Consider the following 23,881-nt stretch of genomic DNA (forward strand, 5'->3'; position numbering starts at 1 on the left):
CCGGGGGTCTGACCCCGCATGGGGTCAGACCCCTCAGTTCTGGCCTCCCGGGCCGAAACGCAGGCTGACGCGCAGGCCGGGGTTGGCATTGGCAAGCTCGAAGCGGGCGCCATGCAGTCTTGCGATGGCCATGACCGTGGTGAGCCCCAGGCCGTAGCCCGGTATATCCGGACGCAGCCGATAGAAGCGCTCGCCGATGCGCGCATGCTTGTCGGGCGATATGCCAGGACCGTTATCGGCGATCGTGATGACGGTTTCATCGCCGGCCTGCTTGACCGAAACCTCTATTCGCGCCGGGCTGCCGGCGTACTTCAACGCGTTGTCCACCATGCATGCGATGGCCCCGGCGAGCAGGTCCGGGTCGCCATGGACGGTGACCGGAGCCGTCGGCGCGACCACCAGTGTCGCCTTTTTCTCTTCCGCCAGGGCTTCATAGAGCTCGACGACGTCGGCGGCGATGACATCCAGCCTGGATGGCTCGAACTTTTTGCGCATCGTGCCCGATTCCAGCTCGGATATCTGCAGCAGTTTTTCGGAAACCTTGGCCAGGTCCTCGATCTCGGTGACCAGATAGGCGATGCTCGCTTCCAGCTCGCGACGCTCGGCACGCGCGAGATCGATGGTGCGCAGGCGTGCCAGCATGCGCGTGAGCGGCGTGCGAAGCTGGTGAGCCACGGCGTCCGAGACATTGCGCACGCCCAGCATCAGGAGCTCGATGCGGTCGAGCATGTTGTTGATGTCGTGGGTCAGCAGCGCGAACTCATCGGGCTTCTGTCCGGTGGGAACGCGCTGCTTGAACTGGCCCGCGCCGACCTTGGCGGCAGTGCGGCGAATGACTTCGACCCGGCGCTGCATCGCGCGCCGGAACAGGAAGGCGCCCAGGAGCACCAGCAGGGCCGTTACGCCCACGGCGGCAAGACTGGCGTGCTTGATCAGCTGCGTGATCTCGCGCAGGTCGCGAAGATCGTGGCCCACGATCAGGCGGGACCCGTCCGGCAGGTCGTGCGCCACCACATAGCCGTGGGCCGCCTGGCCGCGCAAAAGGACGGTCAGGTCGGTGCCGTCGGGACCCAGCGCATTCAAAGACGGATCCGGCTCGATGTTGCCCGCCAGCGCCCGGCCCCCCGGATCGAGCAGCAGGAACATCTCGGTGTCGGTATTGACCTGGTCGGCGAGCTCGAGCTCGATCTCACGTACCAGCCCCTCGATTCCTCCCTGATTGTAGTGGGCGCCCAGGCGCTGCGCCGTGATGGCCACCTGCCGCGAGAACTGCGAGGCTTGTATGCCCGTGGTCTGGTAATACACGATGACCAGCAGGACCAGCGAGGTGGACAGGGCAAACAGGCTGTAGTTGAGCGTCAGGCGGAACGCGACGGAGCTCCAGACAGCGTGCAGGGTATTGCGCAGGCGATGCTTCATGCGGCGCCGGACGGCTCTTCCTGCGCGAGCATATAGCCCGTGCCGCGCACCGTATGGATGAGGGAGCGGTCGAAGGGGCCGTCGACTTTCTGGCGCAGACGGCTGATGTGCACGTCGATCACATTGGTTTGCGGGTCGAAATGGTAGTCCCATACCGCGGCCAGCAGCATGGTGCGGGTCAGGACCTGCCCGGAGTTCATCATCATGTAGCTCAGCAGCTTGAATTCGCGAGGCTGCAGCGAGATGTTCTGGCCGGCGCGGCTCACGCGCCGGCTGACGAGATCGAGCGACAGGTCGGCGACCTGCAACTGCCGCAGGTTGTAGTCGGACGAGGCCCTGCGGACCAGGGCTTCGAGACGGGCGGCGAGTTCGGGGAAGGCGAAAGGTTTGCTGAGGTAGTCGTCGCCGCCCGCTTTCAGGCCCCGTACGCGTTCGTCCAGCGCGGTCAGGGCGCTCAGCACCAGCACCGGAGTCTGCTTGCCCAGGCCGCGCAGCGTGGCCAGTATGGACAGGCCGTCCACGTCGTTGGGCAGCATGCGGTCGAGCACGATGACGTCCCAGTATTCGCCGGTTGCACGCTGCAGGCCGGCCGCGCCATCGGCGCAGGTGGTGACGGAATGGCCGAGCTCCTTCAGCCCCGCCGCAATGTATCGCGCGTTGTCGATGTCGTCTTCAATGATCAGGCAGCGCCACATGGCTCGTATGCCTGCACGGCAGGCACTCCTCTTTCGTGTGTGGATGGGCATCAAGGATGCAATGCGGGCGCGGAATGGTCAAGCGCGCAAGATTACGAAACGGTAATGCCCCTGTAATCCCCGGCGTTCCTCTATTTACCTACTATCGTCCCCTGGCTTCATCGCGGTGATGCATGCCACGCGGCGCTCATGAAGAAAGAGGCGCTGTGCCGATTCAGAAAGAAAGTGGGGTAAGAGGAAAGGATGAGAATACGCTCTAAGCAGGACTTTTGGTCGGGCCTGATGTTCGTCGGCATCGGGCTGTTTTTTGCCTTGCAGGCGACCAAATACCAGATGGGCACGGCGGCGCGCATGGGACCAGGCTACTTTCCCTTCTGGCTGGGCGTGATCCTGGCCGTGATGGGGGCGGGCGTCGCGCTGGGCGCCCTGTCGATCAAGGCCCAGGAAACGGAAGTCGAAAAGTTCGACTGGCGCGTCACAGCCCTCATCATCGGTTCCGTCATGCTTTTCGGCGCTTTGCTGAATCTGCTTGGCGTGTATCTGGCGACCTTCATCCTGGTGGTCGTGAGCAGCGTGGCCGGCCATGATTTCAATTGGAAAGTGGCGGTGGCCAACGCCGCCTTTCTTGTGTTTTTTTCCTATTTGGCGTTCATCAGGGGGCTGGGACTGATCTTCCCCCTCTGGCCGAGTTTTAGCTGAGGAGCCGGCCATGGAGCTGCTTGAACATTTGTCTTTGGGGCTGTCGGTTGCGTTCACAGCCGAAAACCTCGTCTATGCCTTCATGGGCTGTCTGCTGGGAACCCTGATCGGCGTGCTGCCGGGAATCGGGCCGGTGCCGACCATCGCCATGCTGCTGCCCATCACGTACATCCTTCCGCCGACGGCGGGCTTGATCATGCTTGCCGGTATCTATTACGGCGCGCAGTATGGCGGCTCGACGACGGCCATCCTGGTCGCGCTCCCCGGCGAGACATCGGCGGTGGTGACGGTGCTGGACGGCCACCAGATGGCGCGCAACGGCCGCGCCGGCTCGGCCCTGGCGATCGCGGCGCTGGGTTCGTTCTTCGCCGGCTGCGTTGCAACGGTCCTGTTGTCTGCATTCGCGCCGCCCCTGGCCGAAGTCGCCTTCAAGTTCGGCCCTGCCGAGTATTTTTCTCTGATGGTGCTGGGCCTGGTGGGTGCCGTCGTCCTGGCCTCGGGCTCGTTGCCCAAAGCCATCGCGATGATTCTTCTGGGCCTGTTGCTGGGCATGATCGGCACGGACGTGAACTCGGGCGTGGCCCGCTACGACTTCGGTATCCCTGAACTGCAGGACGGCATCGACTTCGCCATTGTCGCCATGGGTGTTTTCGGGTTTGCCGAGATCATGAACAACCTGCAGCAGCGCGAGAACCGTGTGGACATCACCGACAAGGTCGGCACGCTTTATCCCAACCGCAAGGAATTCGGGGAAGCCTATCCCGCGGTTCTGCGCGGCACGGCCTTGGGGTCGGCGCTGGGCATCCTGCCTGGCGGCGGCGCGGTGCTGTCATCGTTTGCGTCCTACACGCTGGAAAAGAAGCTTTCACGCGAGCCGGAGCGCTTCGGCCACGGCCATCCGGCAGGAGTTGCGGGGCCTGAGTCCGCCAACAACGCCGCGGCGCAGACCTCGTTCATCCCGCTGCTGACGCTGGGTATCCCCGGCAATGCGGTGATGGCATTGATGGTCGGCGCGATGACGATACACAACATCCAGCCCGGCCCGCAGGTCATGACCAGCCACCCCGAGCTGTTCTGGGGCCTGATCGTATCGATGTGGATCGGCAACCTGATGCTGCTGATCCTGAACCTGCCGTTGATCGGCCTATGGATCAAGCTGCTCAAGGTGCCTTACCGCATCCTGTTTCCGGCGATCCTGGTGTTCTGCACGATAGGCGTCTATTCGCTCAACTACAACGTGTTCGATATCTACATGACGGCGGCATTCGGAGTGATCGGCTATCTGTGGTCCAAGTTGAAGTGCGAAGGAGCGCCCCTGCTGCTCGGCCTCGTGCTCGGACCGATGATGGAAGAGAACTTCCGGCGGGCGCTGCTGCTGGCCCGGGGCGAGTATGCCACCTTCGTAACGCGTCCGCTCTCGGCGTCATTGCTGGTGCTGGCGCTCATCCTGGTGCTGATCGTCGCCTTGCCGTCCATACGCAAGAAGCGCGAAGAAACCTTCGTGGAAGAAGACTGAAGGGGTCGGACCCCGTATGGGGTCCGAGCCCAGAATGCCGGGGGTAAGACCCACAAATCGGGTCTGACCCCTGGCGCATTCGAGGGCATCCACGGGGTCAGACCCCGCATGGGGTCTGACCCCACTGCCTTTGGGGACAGACCCAAACATCGGGTCTGTCCCCCCCAGGGTTTTCACCTAAAAGACCGCGGGGGATCTGGCGACCTCGCGGTTTTTCATTTACATTGAGTGGCCTGACCACTGGACCACTGGTGTCGATGACATGATTCCCCTTCAAGCCGTGAGCGCGCCTCGTCTCTACCGGATTATCGCCGGGCAGATCGCCGGGCGGATCCGCGCGGGGGAGTTCGCGGCGGGCGACCGCCTGCCTTCCGAAAGAGACCTGGCCGAGCATCTGCAGGTCAGCCGCGCCTCGGTGCGCGAGGCCTTGATTGCGCTGGAGCTCGAAGGCTATGTCGAGGTCCGTGTGGGAACCGGCGTCTTCGTCATGCCGGCGCAGACGGGCGCACGGCCGAGCCCGAAGCTGGTCCAGCCCAGCACCGATATGGGCGGCGACATCGGGCCTTTCGATTTGCTCGAAACGCGCCTGCTGCTGGAGCCCGAATCCGCGGCACTGGCCGCCCAGGTGGCATTGCCTGCGCAGATTGCGGCGATCGAGGCCGCGCACAGGGCAATGAACACCATCGAAGAACCCGGCCGCCATGATCGCGCCTTCCATCTGGCGATCGCCACTTCTTGCGGCAATGCGGCGTTGGCGTCGGCGATCGCGCATCTTTGGAGCCTGAGCCAGGGCAGTGCCGTCTATTCCCGCATGGAAGCGCATTTCGTCACGCAGCACATATGGGAACAGGCGCGGCTCGAGCACGAGCAGATTCTCGATGCCATTGCGGATCGCGATGCCGGGCGCGCACGTCATGCCATGCATGATCACTTGGTCGGCATCCTGGCACGCCTGCGGGCGGATTTTGGCCGGGCGTCGTTGTAAAGCGCGTATTCAACCCCAAACATGGACCGGAATCATGTCGCTGCCTAATCTTCCCGGCAACCATTCAAGTCTGGTAAGCCACGAGGCCCGCAGCTGCTTGCCGGGCTGCGTTTCATCCCGGCGGCGAAGCTGGCTGTTCGTGCCGGGACTGGACAGCGCTGCCCAGCGCCGCGGGATCGCCTCCGGGGCGGACGTACTGGTCGCCGACCTGGAAGGATTGACGGCGCCGGAAGACAGGCAGGCGGCATGCATACGGGCGGTGGACTTCATGGCGGAGTGCCGCCAGGCCGGCACGGTGGCGGCGGTACGCATCAACGCTCTGGATCATGGGGGGCGAAGCGAGCTCGAGAAAGTCATCGAAGGCGGCCCCGATGCCGTGCTGACGTCGCAGGCCGATGCCGCTCGGCACATCGAAGAGCTCGATGCGCTGCTGGAGGCATGCGAGGAACGCCTGAAGCTGCCGCTCGGGCGCACGGCGATCGTTCCGGTGCTGGCCTCGCCCTTGGCCGTGGTGCGCATGTTCGACGTGCTGACCGCCAGCGCGCGCATCAAGGCCGCCGTGCTGGCAGGAGAAAGACTGGGCTTCGCCCTGGCAATGGAACACCCGGACGATGCGACGGCGCTCAGGCATATACGCAGCCGTTTTGTCCTGGAATGCGCCGCGGCCGGATGCCTCGCCGTCGACAGCGCGCACGCATACCGGGACGCGCAGTCCCTGGAGGAAGATCTCGCCTGGGCGCGCGGCGCAGGGCTGAAATCCAAGCACGCGGTCTCGGAAGACCAAGTGCCCGCGTTGAACCGGGCGCTGTCGCCGGCCCAATAGAAAGAGGAGAACCCGCATGAAAGCTCTGCCCGGCGTTGAACGAAGTGGTGGCCAGATCCTGATGCAGCAGCTCAGGCTGCAAGGAGTGCGTCGGCTATTCATGGTCCCGGGTGAAAGCTATCTGCCGTGCATCGATGCTTTGAACGAGCATGTGGGCGCCATCCAGGCGGTGGTTTGTAGGCAGGAAAGCGGTGCGGCATACATGGCCGAGGCTTATGGGAAGCTTACCGGCGAACCGGGCATCTGCTTCGTGACGCGCGGGCCGGGGGCCACCAATGCGTCCATAGGCGTGCATACGGCGTATCAGGATTCGACGCCCATGATTCTATTCATCGGCCAGGTAGGGAATGGTTTTTACGAGCGGGAGGCTTTCCAGGAAATCGATTATCGGCGCATGTTCGGGCAGATGGCGAAATGGGTGGCCCAGATAGACCGCAGCGATCGGATACCGGAATACATCGCCCGGGCGTTCGCGGTTGCCACCGGGGGCCGGCCGGGCCCCGTGGTGCTGGCCCTGCCCGAAGATACCTTGTGGGGACGCGCGGTGGTCGAAGACCTGCCCAGGTATCAGCGGACCATCGTTCATCCCGGCATGGGCGATATGAGGCGGCTGAAATCTTTGCTGGATGAGGCCCAGCGCCCTTTCATGCTGGTCGGTGGCAGCGGCTGGACCGAAGAGGCCATTGAGCGGGTGGGTGATTTCGCGCAACGCTTCGAGCTTCCCGTTGGCACCGCCTGGCGGCGCCTGGAATGCTTCCGGCAGAGCCATCCCAATGCGGCGGGGCACGTGGGCTGGGGCATGACCGACCAACTGCGGGACCGCATGCTGAATGCGGACTTGATACTTGCGGTGGGCACCCGGCTGGGGGAGGCCACCACGCTGGGCTACACCTTGGTCGAAAGCCCGCATCCACGCCAGAAGCTGGTGCACGTCTATCCCGACAGCAACGAGCTGGGCCGGGTCTTCATGCCCAGCCAGGCCATCGTCGCGAGTGTCGCGGGGTTTGCCCAGGCGCTGGATACCATCGAGCCCGGCCATGCGGCGCCGCGCGCAGCAGCCGTCAAAGAGGCGCATGCCCAGTATCTCGACAGCTTCGAGCCGCTGGATTTTCCAGGCCCCATGAGCCTGGACGCGGCGGCCGAACATCTTGGACGCCGTCTGCCCGACGAGGCTTGCCTGACGGTGGGGGCGGGCAACTATGCGTTCTATCTGCACCGTTACCGGCCGTTCAACGGGCTGGGCACCAGCCTCGCCCCGACGGTGGGCTCCATGGGCTATGGCCTGCCGGCCGCCATTTCGGCCAAGCTCGAGCATCCGGACCGTATCGTCGTATGCGGCGCGGGCGACGGCTGCTTCCAGATGACGATGCAGGAACTGGGCGTGGCCATGCAATATCGCCTGGGCATCGTGATACTGGTTTACAACAATGGAATCTGGGGCACGATACGCGCCCACCAGGAACGCGAATTCCCTGGCCGCGCAATTGCCCTGGATTTCGAGAATCCGGACTTTACCCAAGTCGTGAGCGCCTATGGCGGACTGGGCATCGCGGTGGAAAGGACCGAAGATTTCCCTGACGCCCTGGAGCGCGCGCTGTCCTACGCGCAATCCGAACGCTTGCCCGCCTTGCTCGAAATACGCTATGACAGCAACGGCATTGCCCCGGGCGAGACCTTGTCGGAAATACGCAAGGCAGCGCTCGCGCGCGCGCAAGACATGCTCAGCCCCGGCCTGCCGGCTTCTTCCAACTGAACCTTTGGACTGTAGATCGACGTGAACATCATTTTTGCTTCCACCCTGGATCTGGACGACGACGCCTGGATCAAGCCGCTGCAGGCGGCCATTCCTTCCGCACGCATCCATGGCTGGTCCCACAACGGCGCCTCGGTAGGCGCGGACCTGGCCATTGCCTGGAATCCTCCTCAAGACCTGTTCCAGCGCGAACCCGGGATAAAAGCGGTGTTCAACCTGGGGGCAGGCGTAGACGCCCTGTTCCGCCTGCCGGGCCTGGGCGACGGCGTATCCGTCGTGCGCATCGAGGACGCGGGCATGGCCGTGCAGATGGCGGAATACGCCGTGTATGCCCTGGTTCGCGCATCGCGCCAGTTCGACGAATACGAGCGCCTGCAAAAGCTCAAGCGCTGGGAACAGCAGCCCGACATACAGCGGGGGAAATGGACGGTCGGCGTCCTGGGCATGGGCGTCATGGGGACGCGCGTGGCGCAGACCATCGCAAGCCTGGACTATCCGGTGGCGGGCTGGTCACGCAGCGGAAAGGACTTGCCCGGCGTGCAGAAGTTCGCCGGCGCGGACGAGCTTCCCGCTTTCCTGGCGCGGACCCGCGTGCTGATCAACACGTTGCCGCTGACGAGCGAAACGCGGGGCATACTGCGCCGCGAGACACTGCAGCAACTGCAGCCCGGCGCTTATCTGATCAGCATGGGGCGCGGCGCGCATCTGGTCGAAGAAGACTTGCAGCCGCTGCTGGATTCCGGCCAGCTGCTCGGCGCGACGCTGGACGTGTTCCAGCAGGAACCGCTGCCCGAGAGTCACCCGTTCTGGTCCGACCCGCGCATCACCATCACCCCGCACGTGGCCGCGGCGAGCCTGCGCGAGGAAACCATCGAGCAGGTTTCGAACAAGATCAACTGCTATCTGCGCGGCGAGCCGCTGACGGGCGTGGTGGCTAGGGATAGGGGATATTGAACCGGCTTGGGGTCAGACCCCATGCGGGGTCTGACCCCTGGGGACTTCCGGGACTGTGTTAGCGATGGGGTCAGACCCCGTACGGGGTCTGACCCCTGAACAGCCCATGCGGGGTCTGACCCTCTCAACTAAGCCAAGCTGATCCAGGTCGTCTTCAGCGAACTGTATTTGTCCAGCGCATGCAGCGACTTGTCCCGTCCGAAGCCGGACTGCTTCACGCCGCCGAATGGCACGGTGACGTCGCCGTCGAAATAGCAATTGACCCACACCAGCCCGGCACGCAACTTGCGCGATACACGATGCGCGCGCGACAGATCGGCTGTCCACAGGCCCGATCCCAATCCGTAGATCGAGGCATTGGCCTGCGCCAGCGCTTCGTCTTCGGTATCGAACCGGCTGGCGGCGAGTACCGGTCCGAAGATTTCCTCGCGGACGATGGTCAGCGACTGCGAACCGCATTCGAAGATGGTCGGTTCCACATAGAAACCGCCGGTTTCCGCGCGCACGCGGCTGCCGCCCACGCGTAGCGTGGCTCCTTCCTGCTTGCCGCTATCGACGTACTGCAGCACGCGCGCGAGCTGCCGTTCGTCGACGATGGCGCCCATCTTGGAGCCGGGATCGAGCGGATCGCCCGGCTGCATGGCGGCGGCATGCGCTTCCATCCTCTGCATGAATTCGTCGTAGACGCCGGACTGCACATACAGCCGGGACCCGGCGATGCATACTTCGCCCTGGTTGTTGAAGATGCCGATGGCCGCGGCCAGCGCGGCCCTGTCCAGGTCGGGACAGTCATCGAAAATGATGTGGGGCGATTTGCCGCCGCACTCCAGCCAGATCTGCTTCAGATTGGACTGGCCGGAATATTGCATGAAGCGCTTGCCTGTCGCGGTGGAGCCGGTGAAGGCCAGGCAGTCGACGTCCGGATGCATGCCCAGGGCCTGACCCGCCACAGGTCCGGTCCCCGGGACGACGTTGAGCACCCCGGGCGGGATGCCCGCTTCCAGGGCCAGTTCGCCCAGGCGGATGGCGGACAGGCAGGACTGCTCGGCGGGTTTCAGGATGACGCTGTTTCCCATTGCCAGGGCCGGCGCCACCTTCCAGCTCGCCATCAGCAAGGGATAGTTCCAGGGCACCACCGCCGCCACGACCCCCAGGGGTTCGCGCGTGATGGTGGCCAGTGCCTGGGCGTCGGTGGGCGCGATTTCATCGTATTGCTTGTCTATGGTTTCGGCATACCAGGCATAGGTTCGCGCGGCTTCCGGAATGTCGTACCACAAGGTGTCGGAGATGGGCTTGCCCATGTCCAGCGTCTCGATGAGCGCCAGCTCTTCGGCATGGAGCATGATCAGCTCCGACAGCTTGAGCAGCCGCTTCTTGCGCTCGGCGCGAGGCATGCCGGACCAGTAGCCGGATTCGAAAGTGCGCCTTGCGGCGCGGACAGCCTCGTCGACGTCGTGCTCGTTGCAGGACGCGACTTGGGCCAACCGCCGGCCGGTGGCGGGATTGATGGCGTCCAGCGGGCTGGCCCGCCCGGCATGGGCCTGGCCGTCGATGATGGCCTGGGTGCTCAGCTTCAGCCCGCCTGCGCGGGCTTGCCAGTCTTGCTGCGTGAGGTGCGAGGTCATGTGTCGGCTCCGTATTGAGTCAGGCCGGCGGCGTATTGCCGCGCGGCAGGGCGAGGAAGACGCCGGCCGCAGTGATCAGGGCGATGCCGGTCAGGGCCAGTGCGTCGGGTGGCTGGTTGAACAGGAAGGTGCTGAACGCCACGGCCATGAGCAGCTGGCAATAGTTCAACGGGGCCAGCGTGGATGCGGCCACACGCTGAAAGGCGGCGATCAGCAGCAGGTGGCCCGCGCCATTGCAGACGCCCAGGCTCAGGATGAACAGGAAGTCTGGCAGGTCGGGCCAGGGATCCGGGAGGAAGAAAGGAGCCGGCAGGCCAGTGATCACCACGCACACGAAGGCGGTATAGCTGTATTGGATATGGCTTGCGACCTTGCCCGCCAGCTTGCGTGTCAATAGCTGGAATATGGAAAAGCAGATGGCCGATACCACCATCAGCGCCGTGCCCAGGGCCGGCAAGTCATTGCCGGGCCGCACGACCAGCAGCATGCCGGCAAAACCCGCGAGAACGGCAAGCCACTTCGCCAGCCCGACCTTTTCCTGCAGGAACCACTGAGACAGGACGACCACGATGAGCGGCGATGTGAAATAGATGGCCGTTGCCTCGGCCAGCGGCATCCAGATGAGCGCCGTCATGAAGCAGGTGCCCACCGTGCCCAGTGCCACGCCGCGCCAGATCAGCATCGCCTTGTGCGGCGCATCGCGAAGCCTGGGCCCGCCATGCCGAAGCAGCATCGCCACGGCCAGCAAGGCCACGGTCGCGTAGCGCATGATGTTCAGAAAGGGCGCCGGATAGGTTTCAAGCAGATACTTGGATGACGCATCGAACACCGAAAACGTCATCAAGCCGCAAAGAAAGATCAGGACGCCCGCCTTCTGCGTTGCGGACGAGGACTGCACCGGCGCGGGTATCGAGCTCATGGATGTCAACCGGCCCTAGTCCGACGCCAGACCCGCATGCGCGAGCATGGCGCCCAACAGCACGTTGGCGCCGGCTTCCAGGTGTTCCGGCCTGGCGTCCTCGACCTCGTTGTGGCTGATGCCGTCCTTGCAGGGCACGAAGATCATGGCGGTCGGGCTGACGGTGGCCATATAGACCGCGTCGTGGCCGGCACCCGTCACGATGGGCATGTGCGCATAGCCCCGTGCTTCAGCCTGAGTCCTTACCGCGTCGATCAGTTCCGGCGCAAAAGGCGTGGGGGGGAAATGCTGCACGTCTTGCAAATCGACGTCGACGGCATAGCCGCAGAGCTCGCCGTCGGACAGGGCCTTGCAGGCCCGGCGCAGCCGGGCGTCCATGTCGGCAAGGCGCTCGGCGTTCTCATGCCGCAGATCGACCGTGAACGACACGCGGCCGGGAATCACATTGCGCGAGGCCGGAAAGACATTGGCCACGCCGACCGTGCCGCGGCCTTGCGGCGCATGATCGAGCGCGATCCTGACTACCTCCTGCATGAGGTGCGTTGCGGCATAGAGCGCATCGCGGCGCAGGGGCATGGGTGTCGGGCCCGCATGCGCCTCCATGCCCGTCACAGTCACGTCGTACCAGCGCAGCCCCAGGGATCCCGTCACGACGCCGATGACCTTGTCCTCCGCTTCCAGGATGGGACCCTGCTCGATGTGCGCCTCGAAGTACTTGCCGATTTGATGCGATGGAACGGGGGCTTTGCCTGCATAGCCGATGTTCACGAGCTCGTCGCGCACCGCTTTGCCGTCCACGTCGACGGCGGAAAGCGCGGTTTCCAGCGGAAAGACCTTGCAGAAGGCGCCGGAGCCCATCATGACGGGCACGAAACGCGTGCCTTCTTCATTGGTCCAGATGACGAGTTCCAGCGGCGCTTCGGTTTCCAGGCCTTTTTCATTGAGGGTGCGCATGACTTCCAGCCCGGCCATGACGCCGAAACAGCCGTCGAATTTTCCGCCGGTGGGCTGTGTGTCGATATGGCTGCCGGTGGCCACGGGCGCGAGCGACGGCTGGCGCCCGGGCCGGCGTCCGAAGATGTTTCCGATCTGGTCGACGGTGATGTCGAGGCCTGCATCCTTCATCCAGCCCACCACCAGGTCGCGCCCCTGTCCGTCCAGGGGAGACAGCGCAAGGCGGCAATTGCCGCCTTTGGCGGTCGCGCCGATCTCGGCCAGATCCATCAGCGATCGCCAGAGGCGGTCGCCGTTTATCGTCAGTTGGGAAATGTCGCTCATGCCGGACTCCTTTCGAATGTTGGCCTTTGACGGGATCTAGGATTGAGTGGCCTTCAGGCCTCGGAGCAGCGAGTTCAGGGCTTGTCCGAGGATGTCCACCATATAGCCGCCCTCCTGGACGACGACGGTGGGCAGGCCCAGTGCGCTGATGCGTTCGCCGATCTGCCGGTACGCGTCCAGATCCAGGTTGAGGACGCTGATGGGATCATCGCGGTAGGTATCGAAGCCCAGCGCCACGACCATCGCCTGAGGACGGAAGTCGCGCAGCGTGATCAGGACTTCGTCCAGCGCGCAGATGAAACCCGCCGAGGTGGTGCCGTGAGGCAATGGAACATTGACGTTATAGCCGTGGCCGCTGCCGTATCCGCGCTCATGGGCGTAGCCCGAGTAGAAGGGATAGTAGTCGGCCGGATCGGCATGCAGCGACACGGTCATGACGTCCGAACGCTGGTAGAAGATGTTTTGTGTGCCGTCTCCGTGATGGGCGTCGACGTCCAGGACCACTACCGACGAGAACGTTTCACGCAGGCGCTGGGCTGCAATGGCGCTGTTGTTCAAATAGCAGAAACCGCCGGCCCGATCATAGTGGGCATGGTGCCCGGAAGGGCGGCACAGCGCGTAGGCGATGTCCTTGGTCGCGCTGACCCAATCCGCCGCTGCGATGGCGCAATGCGTGGAGCGCACGGCGGCCTGCCAGGTGTGCGGACCGATGGGGCAGGCCAGATCGCTGATGTAATAGCCGGCCTGGGCGATGATTGAATTAGAGGGGCACGGCGGGCGGCCCGCTAGTTCCAGGCGCCCGTTATGGTACGGAGACATATTGGGCAGGACCTCGGGGCCCGGTTCGAGTCCCGGCCGCTTCAAGGCCTGCCATCGGGAATAGGCGCTTTTCAGGAATTCGAGGTACTCCAGGCTGTGCACGGCAAGCATGGCGTGTCCATAGTCGGGCGGGGTCTCGCTTCTGATGCCTGCCTGGGCGAGCATGTCGTTCAAGATGCTCGCGCGCGCGGGCACGTCGGCGGGCGCGCAGATGCGCCCCGCCCGCATGAATTGTTGAGGCTGATGCAACAGCTGCTCTTCGGAGAAAAATGCTTTCATGTGAGTCCCGGGATTACTTGATTTCGATCTCGACGAACACGAACTCGGTCTCCGACGGGTTGATGACGTTGTGCTCGACCCCCACCGGCCTGAAGTAGGAGACGCCCGCCGTCAGCTGGCTGGTGACCTCGCCGTCCGGTGTTTCGAGCAGCAGCGGGCCGTTGGTTTGCGGCACGACCACATAGTTCATTCCGTGGCGGTGCCAACCGGTTTCTCCGCCGGGCGGAAAACGCCATTCCGTTACCTTGACGGTATCGTTGTCTATCTGCACGGTGGGGATTGCTGCTGGGCGCGTCATGGTCTTGCTCCTGATGTTCAACTGCAATACTGGTGTGTTCCGGGACCTGGAACGCTATGCCGTCTCCGCCTGGGTGGGATCCCAGTGCTTGCCCGGCACAGCGGCGATCAATTGCTGCGTATAAGGGTTCTGTGGTGCATCGAAAATTTGCGAGGGCCGGCCGAACTCCACGATTTTTCCCCGGTGCATCACCACGACGGAATTGCAGACCTGGGCCGCCACACGCAAATCGTGCGTGATGAAAATCATGGCGATCTGCAACTTCTGCTGGAGGGTGCGAAGCAGCTCCAGCACTTGGGCCTGTACGGAAACGTCCAGCGCCGATACGGATTCGTCGGCCACCAGCAGCTTCGGATCCAGCGCCAGCGCCCGGGCAATGCCGATGCGCTGGCGCTGGCCGCCCGAGAATTCGTTGGGGTAGCGATGAAAGGCCGAGGCATCCAGGCCGACCAGGTCCAGCAGTTCGCGCGCGCGCGCTTCGGCCTGTGCATGAGGCTTGCCATTGGCGACGGGGCCGTCGGTCAGGATCTTGCCTATGGTGTGGCGCGGATTGAGCGAGGCGAACGGATCCTGGAAGATCATCTGGATGTTGTGGCGCATGGGGCGGAATTCGCCTTCGGACAGCGGCGCGATGTCCTTGCCCTGGAAGAGCATTTGCCCCCCATCGAGCCCGATGAGCTTGAGCAGGCATTTGCCTATCGTGGACTTGCCGGAACCGGACTCGCCCACTATTCCCAGCGTCTCGCCATGGCCAACCGTGAAGCTGACGTCGTCGACCGCCCGGACGACGCGCTTGCCGGCCAGCAATCCCCCGCCCGTCACGTAGGTCTTGCGCAGATTGCGGACCTCGAGCACCGGCGCAGGTTGTTCGGCCAGCGCACTCTCGTCCATGCGGCGGTGGGGCACCGAGGAAATAAGCCGCTTGGTATAGGGATGCGCCGGCTGGTTCAGTACTTGGTCAGCGGGTCCTTGTTCGACCAGTATGCCTTTTTCCATGACCGCCACGCGGTGCGCTATCTCGGCGACCACGCCGAAGTCATGCGTGATGAACATGACGCCCATGCCTTTCTCTTTCTGGATGCGGGCGATCAGCGCAAGAATCTGCGCCTGGGTCGTCATGTCGAGCGCGGTGGTGGGTTCGTCGGCGATCAGCAGGTCGGGCTCCAGCGCCAGCGCCATGGCGATCATCACGCGCTGCCGCTGGCCGCCCGACAGGCGGAAGGGATAGACGCTGTAGAGCATTTCGGGGTCGGGCAGGCCCACGAAGTTCAAGAGCTCGAGCACGCGCTTCTTGCGTTGTTCTCCGGGGTACTTGTCGTGCACCTGCATGACTTCGCCGATCTGCTTGCCGATGGTCATGAGCGGGTTCAGCGCCGATAGCGGTTCCTGGAAGATCATGCCGATCTCTTGTCCGCGCATGGCCTGCAGCCGGCTTTCGGGCTGGGTGAGCAGGTCGGCGCCCTTGAAGAGAATGCGGCCCTGGGTGGGTTTCAGGTAGTCCGGCAACAAGCCCATGATGGCGTTGGCGCTCATGGATTTTCCCGACCCGGATTCGCCGACGATGCAAAGGATTTCGCCGGGAAAGATGTCATACGAAACATTGTCGACGGCATAGGGCCGGTCGCCGCCGGCGGGCAGCGGAATGGATAGATTCTGTACCGAAAGCAGTGGTGTCTTGCTGTCCATGTCGCGCTCCTTATTCGCCGCGTTTGCGCAGTTGCGGGTTCAGCGCGTCGCTGAGGCCTTCGCCGATCAGGTTGATGGCCAGCACCGTCAGCAGAATCGCCACGCCCGGCCAGACGCTCATCCACCAGGCTTCGCGGATCATGGTGCGCGAAGCGCCGATCATGAAGCCCCAGCTCATCATGTTTCGATCGCCCAGGCCCAGGAAGGACAAGGCCGATTCGGTGAGAATGGCGGTGGCCACCATGAATGAAGCCGATACGATGATGGGCGACATGGCGTTGGGAAGAATCTGGGACCAGACGATGCGGGAGGGCTTCTGGCCGATGACGATGGCGGCCAGCACGAACTCGCGCTGCTTGAGCGTCATGAATTCCGACCGGACCAGGCGCGCCGCCGGCGGCCAGGACACCGCGGTGATGGCGCCCATGATGGAGTAGAGGGACGGGCTCATGACGGCCACGATCACCACCGCCAGCGCAAGCTGAGGAATGGTCTGGAAGAACTCGGTGAATCGCATCAGGGCATCGTCGATGCGCCCGCCGCAATAGCCGGCCGCCGCACCGATCGCGATGCCGAAAGCCAGGGCAATGGCCGTGGACAGCAGGCCGACGATCAGGGAGACGCGGGCGCCCCACACCAGGCCGGCGGTGATGTCGCGGCCGAGCATGTCGGTGCCGAATGGATAGGCGGGATCGGTAAAGGGCGGGATCAGCGGCGCGTCGACCATCATCCACGGGGATTCCTCGTAGATGTAGGGGGCGCCGACCGCCAGGGACGCCACCACCAGGATGATGCACAGGCCGAACACTGCGCCATAGTTGCGCGCATATCGTTTCGCGAATTTCTTCATCATGCGGCTCCCGGTTCGCCGCCCGCCGAAATGCGCGGATCGACGAGTCGATACGTGATGTCGGTCAGGAGGTTGAAAACGACGACCATGGTCGAGGTGACCAGGAAAATCCCCAGCAGCAGCTGGTAGTCGCGCTGCAGCAGCGCATCGAACATCAGCCGGCCGATGCCCGGCCAGGCGAACACCGTTTCGGTGAGCACCGCGCCGCCCGCCATCTGACCGAGCTGTATGCCCGCAAAGGTGATGACCGGCAGCAGCGCATTGCGCAATACGTGAATCCGGATGATGCTGCCCGGGGGCACGCCTTTGGCGCGCGCGGTCTTGACGAAGTCCATGCCGATCACTTCAAGCATGGAGGCGCGTGTGAGCCGCACATAGAAGGCCATGAAGAAGCAGCCCAGCGTGACGGTCGGAAGAACGAGATGCATGGCGATGTCTTGCGCGCGCGCCAGGCCGGTCAGCCTGGAACCGACCGATTCCATGCCGAAGGCGGGCAGCCATCCGAGCATGACGGAGAAAAGAAGAATGCCCATGAGCGAGAGCCAGAACAGCGGCGTGGCGTACAGGATCAGAGCGCCCGTCATGACGGTGCTGTCGAGCCAGCGGCGCTTGTTGCTGTAGCGGGCCTTGGCCGCCACGACGCCCAGCAGGACGCCCAGGATGACCGAGAACAGGAACGCGCAGATCATGAGCAGGAAGGTGGCCGGCAGCCGTTCCAGGATGAGGTCCAGCACGGGTACGTGGTTGCGGTAGGAAAAGCCGAAGTCGAGCTGGACGACGCCTTTGAGGTACAGGAAAAGCTGGGTGAGGACGGGCTCGTCCAGACCGAAGGATTCGCGCAGCCTGGCGACATAGGTGGGATCGCTGGCGCCGGCTTGGCCGGCCAGCACCGCCGCGGGGTCGCCGGGCGCAAGGCGGATGAGGAAGAAATTGACGATCACGACGCCCAGGATCACGAAGACCGCCTTGGCAAGCCGCGAGGCAAGGAACAAAAGGAATTTCATAGGCGAAGCACCGATATGTACACGAAAGGCCGGGGCCTTCGGGCTTTTAGCCTTGACCGCCCCGGTATTCTCGGCCGGCGGGGCGAGCGAGTGGCTGCGCCGCCGGCCGGAAAAGGATTACTTCTCTATGTACACATCATCGAACGATTCGTTCAGGCCGATGGCGGTCTTCACGAGGTTCTTGACCTTGCTTCTTGAAAGCGTGGGGAATTCCATGTCGACCAGATAGCCCAGCGAAACGTCCTCGACCAGCTTCTTCTGGATCTGGGTGTAGAGTTCCTGGCGCTTTGCGGGATCGGTTTCCGAAGCGGCGGCGCTCCAGACTTTGTCGAGCTCCGGATTGTTATAGCCCTGGACGTTCGCGAAAGGCGAACCTTTCACGATGTTCGAGGCAATATGGAAACGCTCGACGCCCAGCGCCGGGTCGCCGTACTGGTAGGCGTATGTGGTGGTCAGGTCGAAGTCCCAGTTGCCCGTGCGGCTGGCCCAGCCGCCGGCGTCGGTGGCTTCGAGGTTCACCTTGAAGCCCAGCTGTTCCAGGCTCTGCTTGGTGTATTCATCCAGGCGTTCCCAGGTGGCGCCATACGGGAAGCTGAGATGCCGGATGGTGTAGTCGCCCGGGTTGATGCCCGATTCCTTGATCAGCGCGCGCGCTTTCTTCATGTCGAAGTCCAGGGAAGGCATGTTCTTGTCGTAGAACATTTCCGTGGCGACGAAGGGGCCGGTGGAAATCTGGCCCAGGCCGAAGAAGATGTTGTTCACGATCAGCTTGCGGTTCATGGCGGCCATGACTGCCTGCCGCACCTTGACGTTGTCGAACGGCGGCTTGCGCTCGTTGAAGATCAGGTAGGCCTGGGGCGAGAACATTTCCCAGCCCTTGGTGGTGTAGTCCACGTTGGGCATGGAGCGCAGGCGCTTGATGTCGACGTTGTCGACGTCGCCGCCGCGCAGAACGTCGACTGTGCCTTGTTCGAAGGCGACGGCGCGCGAAGCGGAGTCGGGAATGACGTTGAAAATGAGCTCGTCGAGATAGGGCTTGCCTTCCTTCCAGTAATTTGGATTGCGTTCGAGCTTGATGTACTCGCCGCGTTTCCATTCCTTGAACATGAAGGGCCCGGTGCCGATGGGTTTCTGGTTGGCCGGGTTGGTGGCGTAATCGGCCCCCTCATAGACGTGCTTGGGCATCATGGGGGCGAAGCCGGGCTCGAACATGATCATGAAGGCCGCGAAGGGGCTCTTGAGCTTGATCTGTACGGTCAGGTCGTCGACTTTCTTGACGGAGTCGACATATTTGGCCAGGATGACGCGGGCGCGCCCGTGTGTCTTGGGCAGCATTTCAGCCAGCGAAAATACCACGTCGTCGGCGGTGAACGGCTTGCCGTCGTGCCACTTGACGCCGGAATTCAAGTGGAAGGTGTAGCTCAAACCATCGGGCGAGACCTCCCAGGACTTCGCCAGCCCGGGCTGGGGCTTGAGGTCGTGCGTATAGGTCAGCAGGCTTTCGTAGATCTTGCCCGCAACGTATTGTGTGGGGGCCTGCTGGTTGAGCGCAGGAATCAGTATCGGAGGCTCGGGCTGAACAATCATGCTGAGCGAGCCGCCCTTGGTCTGGGCGATTGCGCCATTCACCGCCAGGCTCATGGCCATGGCGCCCAAGCTTAGTTTGAACCATTTTTTAATTTTCATAGATGTCTCCCTTTGGAATCCAGCAGGTGGGTATGGATGGATAACGACAGCTTGTTGCGGTACTGCGGATAATCTTGCACGCCGCACCAGTCGACGATGAACTGGGCCATGGCGGCGGCGACGCGTTTCATGCTGTCCAGCGACACGCATTCATCGATGCCATGGATGTCCTTGGCCAGCGGGCCGTAGCAGGTGACGGGGATGTCGGTCATGAGCCGGAAATGCCGGGCGTCGGTGCACGCCGTGCAGGCGATGCGCTCGGGCTCGGCGCCGGTGACCTTGGCATGCGCTTGGGCCAGCGTACGCATGGCGGGGGCTTCCAGGTCGAATTCGCAGCCCGGCGCGAACTGGCCTTCGAAGCGCAGGTTGAGGTTCAGCGAACTGTTCAGTCGGGCCACGGTCGCGCGCACGCGTTCGCTAACGATGCGCTTGGCTTCGTCGGGGCTCATGTCGGGAAAGAAGCTGATGCGCGTGCCCAGCGTGCAGGTGCATGGAACGGAAGAGTTCCATTCGCCGCCTTCTATCCTGCCCAGGTTGAAGTTGATGGGGTGTGGTTCGTCCTTGAACAGTGCCGGGCGGTTTTCCGGTGCGTTCCACTCGGCCTCGAGCTCTTTCAGGTCGGCCATGACGGCGATGCCCGCCTCGATGGGATTCACGCCTTTGCTCATGTAGGCCACGTGCGCGGGGCGTCCGGTCAGTTCGACGAACATCCAGAACACGCCTACCTGGGCCGACAGCATCGTTTCGCCGAAGGGTTCCGGAATGATGGCGGCGTCGAAGTCCTGAAGCTTGGCTTTGGCCAGGGCGTTCTTGAGCGCATGAATGGTGGCCAGGGAGCCATTTCCGCCGTCTTCCTCGTTCAGGACGGCGTTGAACCCTACGGTAGCGGCGGGTTGTAGCCCCAGGTTCTTGAGCGCCTTGAAGGCGGCCATGGAGCAGACGATGCCCGCTTTCATGTCGCCGCTGCCGCGGCCATAGAGCCAGCCGTCCTTGACGACAGGGCTGAAAGGCGGGTTGGACCACATTCTTTCGGGGCCGGTGGGGACCACGTCGAGGTGGCCGTTGAACAGCACGGAACGGCCGGTGGCCTGTTCGGGCACGTGGCGGGCAAGAAGGTTGTAGCGGCCGTTGTCAGGAGAACAAGGGCAGGCGAACAGGGGAAGATCCTTCAGAAGCGCGTTGTCGAGCGTGATGCGCTCGGGCTCCAGCCCAAGTTCGCGCAATGCCTGTTCCATGAACACTGCCGCCGGTTCTTCCGCGCCCGACGGGCTTTCCGCCCTGACGAATGCCGAGAGCGTTTCGATCATATAGGGCTCGAGCGCGTCGATCGCCGCCGTGATCTGTCTGGTGTCCAGCTTCAATGCTTGTCCCCTTGGAAAATTATTCTTTTAGGTATCGCAATGCCGAGACACAAAGGTAGATGACATTTGGTACTCTATAAAGGTCCATTACCTGAATTCTTTACGGAGCCATTATGCGTGAAGTGATTTTGTCAGAATATTTGCTGCAAAACCTTGAGCGTAAAGGGGCCGTATCGCTTGCCCGGCAGTTATATGACACCTTGCGCCAATTGATACTGTCGGGCGACCTGCGCGCGGGTACCAAACTACCCGCCAGCCGAGTGCTGTCGAAGGAAACAGGCCTGTCGCGCAATACCGTGCTGGGCGCATATGAGCAACTGCAGTCCGAGGGCTATGTCGTGTCCACGACCGGTAGCGGAACCTTTGTTTCCGACACGGTGCCCTCGCTGCCGGCGCGCGATCCGGCGCGATCGAACGCCACGGTGGTGGTGCCGCCGCATCTTGCCTTGTCGCGGCGGGGCGCGGAACTGGTGCGCAACGCCCAGGCCTCCAGCGTGCAATGGGGCGCTTTCACGCCCGGCGTGCCCGACGTGTCGCTGTTCCCGCACGAAGTCTGGTCTCGCCTGATGAGGCGGCGCTGGCGCAAGCCCGAGCCCGGCCTGCTGACCTATTCGCATGGGCCGGGCTACCTGCCTTTGCGCACCGCGCTGGCCCAGCATCTGCGGCTGGCGCGATCCGTGGACTGCGAGCCCGACCAGGTCGTCGTGACCAATGGGATCCATCAGTCGCTGAGCCTGATCGCCGGCCTGCTGGGCGATGGCAACGAAGTTGCATGGATCGAAAATCCCGCATACTGGGGAGCGCGCACCGTGTTGAAGGCAAACGGCATCCGGGTCCTGCCCATCGATGTCGACGACGAAGGCATGGCCCCCAGCGAGGAGCAGATGCAGACGCCGCCGCGCTTCATGTTCGTCACGCCTTCGCATCAGTATCCGCTGGGCACGGTCATGAGCCTGAGCCGGCGACGCATGTTGCTGGAATATGCGCATCGCAACAATATCTGGATCATCGAAGACGACTACGACAGCGAGTTTCGCTTCGATGGCCGCCCGATCGCATCGCTGCAGGGACTGGACAGCAATGATCGCGTCATCTACTTGGGTACGTTTTCGAAGACGCTGTTTCCGGGATTGCGGCTGGGGTTCATGGTATTGCCCAAAGTCTTGAGCGCGCATTTCGGCACGGGCTTGTCCGAGCTGTACCGGGAAGGCCGGCTGATCGACCAGGCCGTTCTGGCGGACTTCATGAACGATGGGCACTATGCGGGGCACATCCGGCGGATGCGAACCCAGTACGCGCGCCGGCAGGTCCTGCTTCGCGATGCCATCCTGGAGCATTTCGGCGGCGATTGGCCGATATCCACGCACGAGGCGGGGCTGCATCTGGTCATGCATCTGCCCGAAGGCACGGATGATGTCGGCATCGTGCTTGCGGCGCGCTCGCTGGGCATTTCCATCAGGCCGCTGTCGCGCTACTATGCCGGCGGCGGCGGCCGGCGCGGCCTCATTTTCGGCTATGCCTGCGTGCCCGACCATGTCATCGGACCCGCCTTCCAGACGCTCGTGACGGCCATCATGCCCGCCCTGGACCACGTCAGCCGGTCGCGGCAGCAACCCCGAAAATCGAGCAGCATGATCAACGAAGGCGCCTGGAGCGGCGCGTGATGGGCAGGGGCCGGACCCCGTACGGGGTCCGACCCCCATGTGCCTGGGGCCTGGCCCGATAAGGTCAGACCCCTTATCGGGTCAGGCTCCGATATCGATGCACAGATACTTCAGTTCCAGGTACTCATCGATTCCGTACTTGGACCCTTCGCGTCCCAGGCCGGACTGCTTGACGCCGCCGAAGGGGCCGACTTCATTGGAGATGATGCCGGTGTTGATGCCCACGATCCCGTATTCCAGGCCTTCGGATACGCGCCATATCCGTGCATAGTCGCGCGTGTAGAAGTACGCCGCCAAGCCGAAGATGGTGTCGTTGGCCATCGACAGGACTTCTTCTTCGTCCTTGAACCGGAACAGCGGCGCCACGGGGCCGAAGGTTTCCTCGCAGGAAAACTTCATGTCATGGGTGACGTCGCGGACGATGGTGGGTTCGAAGAAGGTGCCGCCCAGCGCGTGCGGCTTGCCGCCGGTGACGACTTTCGCGCCTTTGCCCAGGGCGTCGGCAATATGTTCCTTGACCTTTTTCACGGCGTCGTCGTCGATCAGGGGGCCTTGCGTGACGCCTTCGCTGAAGCCGTCGCCCGTCTTCATGCCCTGGACCTTTGCCGTCAAGCGCTCGAGCACGTCTTCGTAGACGTCGTCATGCACGTAAATCCGATTGGCGCATACGCAGGTCTGGCCGGTGTTGCGATACTTGGACGCCATGATGCCGTCGACCGCGCTGTCGAGGTCGGCGTCGGGAAACACGATGAAGGGCGCATTGCCGCCCAGCTCCAGGGACAGCTTCTTGATGGTGGGCGCGCATTGCTGCATCAGGATGCGGCCCACTTCGGTGGACCCGGTGAAGCTGAGCTTGCGGACCACGTCGCTGTCGCACAGGGCGCCGCCGATCTCGCGGGCGTCGCCCGTCAGGACTTGCAGCACGCCGGGCGGCACGCCCGCTTCTTCGGCGAGCACGGCCAGGGCCAGCGCTGTCAGGGGCGTTTGTTCGGCCGGCTTGACGATCATGGTGCAGCCTGCGGCCAGGGCGGGCCCGACCTTGCGGGTGATCATCGCGGCCGGGAAGTTCCAGGGGGTGATGGCCGCGCATACGCCGATGGGCTGCTTGAGCGCCATGAGACGCTGCCCGGCTTTGGGGCTTTGGATTACATCGCCCTCGATGCGCTTGGCTTCTTCGGCGAACCATTCCAGGAAAGACGCGGCGTAGGTGACTTCGCCCACGGCTTCGGCCAGCGGCTTGCCTTGCTCGGAAGTCATGAGGGCGCCCAGGTCGTGCTGGTTCTGCAGCATGAGCTGGGCCCATTTCATCAGGATGGCGGCGCGCTCCTTGCCGGTCTTGGCGGACCATGGGCGCAGTGCCGCCTGGGCGCTGGCGATGGCCTGCTCGGTTTCTTTGCGCCCGAGCCTGGGAACGGAGGCGATGATCGCGCCGGAAGCGGGGTTGTTCACGGCGATGGCGTCCGCGCCGTCCGCGGCTTGCCACTGCCCATTGATATAGCATGCCTGTCTAAGGAGGTCCGGTCTGTTCAGTGCTGGAACCTGTTGTGTCATGGATGATCCTTGGTTGT

20 protein-coding genes are annotated in these 23,881 nt (G+C 63.4%); 7 read left to right on the top strand and 13 right to left on the bottom strand.

Features of this window, described 5'->3' with window-relative positions; translation table 11 throughout:
- Positions 1-33: 33 nt before the first annotated feature.
- Both ACSBPU_RS03005 and ACSBPU_RS03010 read right to left on the bottom strand, forming a co-directional pair.
- Positions 34-1,419, bottom strand: a complete 1,386-nt coding sequence (locus ACSBPU_RS03005; RefSeq protein WP_442595474.1) for an ATP-binding protein — start codon at positions 1,417-1,419, stop codon at positions 34-36.
- Positions 1,416-2,114, bottom strand: coding sequence for a response regulator transcription factor (locus ACSBPU_RS03010; RefSeq protein WP_442595476.1), 699 nt, complete (start codon positions 2,112-2,114; stop codon positions 1,416-1,418). The genes ACSBPU_RS03005 and ACSBPU_RS03010 overlap by 4 nt, the downstream gene beginning before the upstream one ends.
- Before the next feature lie 243 nt (positions 2,115-2,357).
- On the opposite strand from ACSBPU_RS03010, the gene ACSBPU_RS03015 reads away from it, so the two are divergent.
- The 6 genes from ACSBPU_RS03015 (at position 2,358) to ACSBPU_RS03040 (ending at position 8,844) form a co-directional block, all read left to right on the top strand.
- The gene (locus tag ACSBPU_RS03015; RefSeq protein WP_442595478.1) at positions 2,358-2,813 is read left to right on the top strand and encodes a tripartite tricarboxylate transporter TctB family protein; all 456 of its coding nucleotides are present in this window, start codon (positions 2,358-2,360) and stop codon (positions 2,811-2,813) included.
- A gap of 10 nt (positions 2,814-2,823) precedes the next feature.
- The gene (locus tag ACSBPU_RS03020; protein ID WP_442595480.1) at positions 2,824-4,329 is read left to right on the top strand and encodes a tripartite tricarboxylate transporter permease; all 1,506 of its coding nucleotides are present in this window, start codon (positions 2,824-2,826) and stop codon (positions 4,327-4,329) included.
- A 262-nt stretch (positions 4,330-4,591) separates the two neighbouring features.
- Positions 4,592-5,314: a FadR/GntR family transcriptional regulator gene (locus ACSBPU_RS03025; RefSeq protein ID WP_442595482.1), complete on the top strand. Its 723-nt coding sequence runs from the start codon at positions 4,592-4,594 to the stop codon at positions 5,312-5,314.
- Between the two features lie 34 nt (positions 5,315-5,348).
- Entirely contained in the window at positions 5,349-6,137 is a 789-nt protein-coding gene (locus ACSBPU_RS03030) for an HpcH/HpaI aldolase/citrate lyase family protein (RefSeq protein WP_442595484.1), read from the top strand.
- A gap of 16 nt (positions 6,138-6,153) precedes the next feature.
- Positions 6,154-7,890 carry a thiamine pyrophosphate-binding protein gene (locus ACSBPU_RS03035; protein ID WP_442595486.1) on the top strand — a complete coding sequence of 579 codons (1,737 nt, stop codon included), beginning with the start codon at positions 6,154-6,156 and terminating at the stop codon, positions 7,888-7,890.
- Between the two features lie 21 nt (positions 7,891-7,911).
- A complete protein-coding gene (locus ACSBPU_RS03040; protein WP_442595488.1) occupies positions 7,912-8,844 on the top strand; it encodes a 2-hydroxyacid dehydrogenase in 933 nt (310 codons plus the stop codon).
- 128 nt (positions 8,845-8,972) lie between these two features.
- On the opposite strand, the gene ACSBPU_RS03045 is transcribed toward ACSBPU_RS03040, so the two are convergent.
- The 10 genes from ACSBPU_RS03045 to ACSBPU_RS03090 all read right to left on the bottom strand — a co-directional run bounded on the left by ACSBPU_RS03045 (position 8,973) and on the right by ACSBPU_RS03090 (position 20,595).
- Complete coding sequence (locus ACSBPU_RS03045; protein ID WP_442595490.1) at positions 8,973-10,469, bottom strand: aldehyde dehydrogenase; 1,497 nt, start codon at positions 10,467-10,469, stop codon at positions 8,973-8,975.
- A 19-nt stretch (positions 10,470-10,488) separates the two neighbouring features.
- Entirely contained in the window at positions 10,489-11,388 is a 900-nt protein-coding gene (locus ACSBPU_RS03050; RefSeq protein WP_442595493.1) for a DMT family transporter, read from the bottom strand.
- 15 nt (positions 11,389-11,403) lie between these two features.
- The gene (locus ACSBPU_RS03055) at positions 11,404-12,666 is read right to left on the bottom strand and encodes a Zn-dependent hydrolase (protein ID WP_442595495.1); all 1,263 of its coding nucleotides are present in this window, start codon (positions 12,664-12,666) and stop codon (positions 11,404-11,406) included.
- A gap of 36 nt (positions 12,667-12,702) precedes the next feature.
- A complete protein-coding gene (locus tag ACSBPU_RS03060; protein WP_180069939.1) occupies positions 12,703-13,764 on the bottom strand; it encodes a histone deacetylase family protein in 1,062 nt (353 codons plus the stop codon).
- 13 nt (positions 13,765-13,777) lie between these two features.
- Positions 13,778-14,062 carry a cupin domain-containing protein gene (locus ACSBPU_RS03065; RefSeq protein WP_180069938.1) on the bottom strand — a complete coding sequence of 95 codons (285 nt, stop codon included), beginning with the start codon at positions 14,060-14,062 and terminating at the stop codon, positions 13,778-13,780.
- A gap of 54 nt (positions 14,063-14,116) precedes the next feature.
- A complete protein-coding gene (locus ACSBPU_RS03070) occupies positions 14,117-15,748 on the bottom strand; it encodes an ABC transporter ATP-binding protein (RefSeq protein ID WP_442595497.1) in 1,632 nt (543 codons plus the stop codon).
- Between the two features lie 10 nt (positions 15,749-15,758).
- A complete protein-coding gene (locus ACSBPU_RS03075; RefSeq protein ID WP_442598522.1) occupies positions 15,759-16,598 on the bottom strand; it encodes an ABC transporter permease in 840 nt (279 codons plus the stop codon).
- Complete coding sequence (locus tag ACSBPU_RS03080) at positions 16,598-17,602, bottom strand: ABC transporter permease (protein WP_442595499.1); 1,005 nt, start codon at positions 17,600-17,602, stop codon at positions 16,598-16,600. The genes ACSBPU_RS03075 and ACSBPU_RS03080 overlap by 1 nt, the downstream gene beginning before the upstream one ends.
- A gap of 117 nt (positions 17,603-17,719) precedes the next feature.
- On the bottom strand, positions 17,720-19,288 hold the full coding sequence (locus ACSBPU_RS03085; RefSeq protein WP_442595501.1) for an ABC transporter substrate-binding protein: 1,569 nt from the start codon (positions 19,286-19,288) through the stop codon (positions 17,720-17,722).
- A complete protein-coding gene (locus ACSBPU_RS03090; protein ID WP_442598524.1) occupies positions 19,285-20,595 on the bottom strand; it encodes an ArgE/DapE family deacylase in 1,311 nt (436 codons plus the stop codon). The genes ACSBPU_RS03085 and ACSBPU_RS03090 overlap by 4 nt, the downstream gene beginning before the upstream one ends.
- Positions 20,596-20,762: 167 nt before the next feature.
- Between ACSBPU_RS03090 and pdxR the strand changes: the two genes are divergently transcribed.
- Positions 20,763-22,313 carry a MocR-like pyridoxine biosynthesis transcription factor PdxR gene (pdxR, locus tag ACSBPU_RS03095; RefSeq protein ID WP_442595503.1) on the top strand — a complete coding sequence of 517 codons (1,551 nt, stop codon included), beginning with the start codon at positions 20,763-20,765 and terminating at the stop codon, positions 22,311-22,313.
- An 81-nt stretch (positions 22,314-22,394) separates the two neighbouring features.
- Here pdxR and ACSBPU_RS03100 read toward each other — a convergent pair whose 3' ends face one another.
- Positions 22,395-23,864 (bottom strand): NAD-dependent succinate-semialdehyde dehydrogenase, encoded by a 1,470-nt coding sequence (locus ACSBPU_RS03100; RefSeq protein WP_442595505.1) that lies wholly within the window; start codon positions 23,862-23,864, stop codon positions 22,395-22,397.
- Between the last annotated feature and the right edge of the window lie 17 nt (positions 23,865-23,881).

It is taken from the genome of Parapusillimonas sp. JC17 (assembly GCF_052180245.1).
In the GTDB taxonomy this organism is placed as follows: domain Bacteria; phylum Pseudomonadota; class Gammaproteobacteria; order Burkholderiales; family Burkholderiaceae_B; genus Parapusillimonas.

Coding starts and splice junctions, on each gene's coding strand:
- ACSBPU_RS03005 (WP_442595474.1), bottom strand. CDS start 1,419: ATGAAGCATCGCCTGCGCAATACCCTGCACGCTGTCTGGAGCTCCGTC.
- ACSBPU_RS03010 (WP_442595476.1), bottom strand. CDS start 2,114: ATGTGGCGCTGCCTGATCATTGAAGACGACATCGACAACGCGCGATAC.
- ACSBPU_RS03015 (WP_442595478.1), top strand. CDS start 2,358: ATGAGAATACGCTCTAAGCAGGACTTTTGGTCGGGCCTGATGTTCGTC.
- ACSBPU_RS03020 (WP_442595480.1), top strand. CDS start 2,824: ATGGAGCTGCTTGAACATTTGTCTTTGGGGCTGTCGGTTGCGTTCACA.
- ACSBPU_RS03025 (WP_442595482.1), top strand. CDS start 4,592: ATGATTCCCCTTCAAGCCGTGAGCGCGCCTCGTCTCTACCGGATTATC.
- ACSBPU_RS03030 (WP_442595484.1), top strand. CDS start 5,349: ATGTCGCTGCCTAATCTTCCCGGCAACCATTCAAGTCTGGTAAGCCAC.
- ACSBPU_RS03035 (WP_442595486.1), top strand. CDS start 6,154: ATGAAAGCTCTGCCCGGCGTTGAACGAAGTGGTGGCCAGATCCTGATG.
- ACSBPU_RS03045 (WP_442595490.1), bottom strand. CDS start 10,469: ATGACCTCGCACCTCACGCAGCAAGACTGGCAAGCCCGCGCAGGCGGG.
- ACSBPU_RS03050 (WP_442595493.1), bottom strand. CDS start 11,388: ATGAGCTCGATACCCGCGCCGGTGCAGTCCTCGTCCGCAACGCAGAAG.
- ACSBPU_RS03055 (WP_442595495.1), bottom strand. CDS start 12,666: ATGAGCGACATTTCCCAACTGACGATAAACGGCGACCGCCTCTGGCGA.
- ACSBPU_RS03060 (WP_180069939.1), bottom strand. CDS start 13,764: ATGAAAGCATTTTTCTCCGAAGAGCAGCTGTTGCATCAGCCTCAACAA.
- ACSBPU_RS03065 (WP_180069938.1), bottom strand. CDS start 14,062: ATGACGCGCCCAGCAGCAATCCCCACCGTGCAGATAGACAACGATACC.
- ACSBPU_RS03070 (WP_442595497.1), bottom strand. CDS start 15,748: ATGGACAGCAAGACACCACTGCTTTCGGTACAGAATCTATCCATTCCG.
- ACSBPU_RS03075 (WP_442598522.1), bottom strand. CDS start 16,598: ATGAAGAAATTCGCGAAACGATATGCGCGCAACTATGGCGCAGTGTTC.
- ACSBPU_RS03080 (WP_442595499.1), bottom strand. CDS start 17,602: ATGAAATTCCTTTTGTTCCTTGCCTCGCGGCTTGCCAAGGCGGTCTTC.
- ACSBPU_RS03085 (WP_442595501.1), bottom strand. CDS start 19,288: ATGAAAATTAAAAAATGGTTCAAACTAAGCTTGGGCGCCATGGCCATG.
- ACSBPU_RS03090 (WP_442598524.1), bottom strand. CDS start 20,595: ATGATCGAAACGCTCTCGGCATTCGTCAGGGCGGAAAGCCCGTCGGGC.
- pdxR (WP_442595503.1), top strand. CDS start 20,763: ATGCGTGAAGTGATTTTGTCAGAATATTTGCTGCAAAACCTTGAGCGT.
- ACSBPU_RS03100 (WP_442595505.1), bottom strand. CDS start 23,864: ATGACACAACAGGTTCCAGCACTGAACAGACCGGACCTCCTTAGACAG.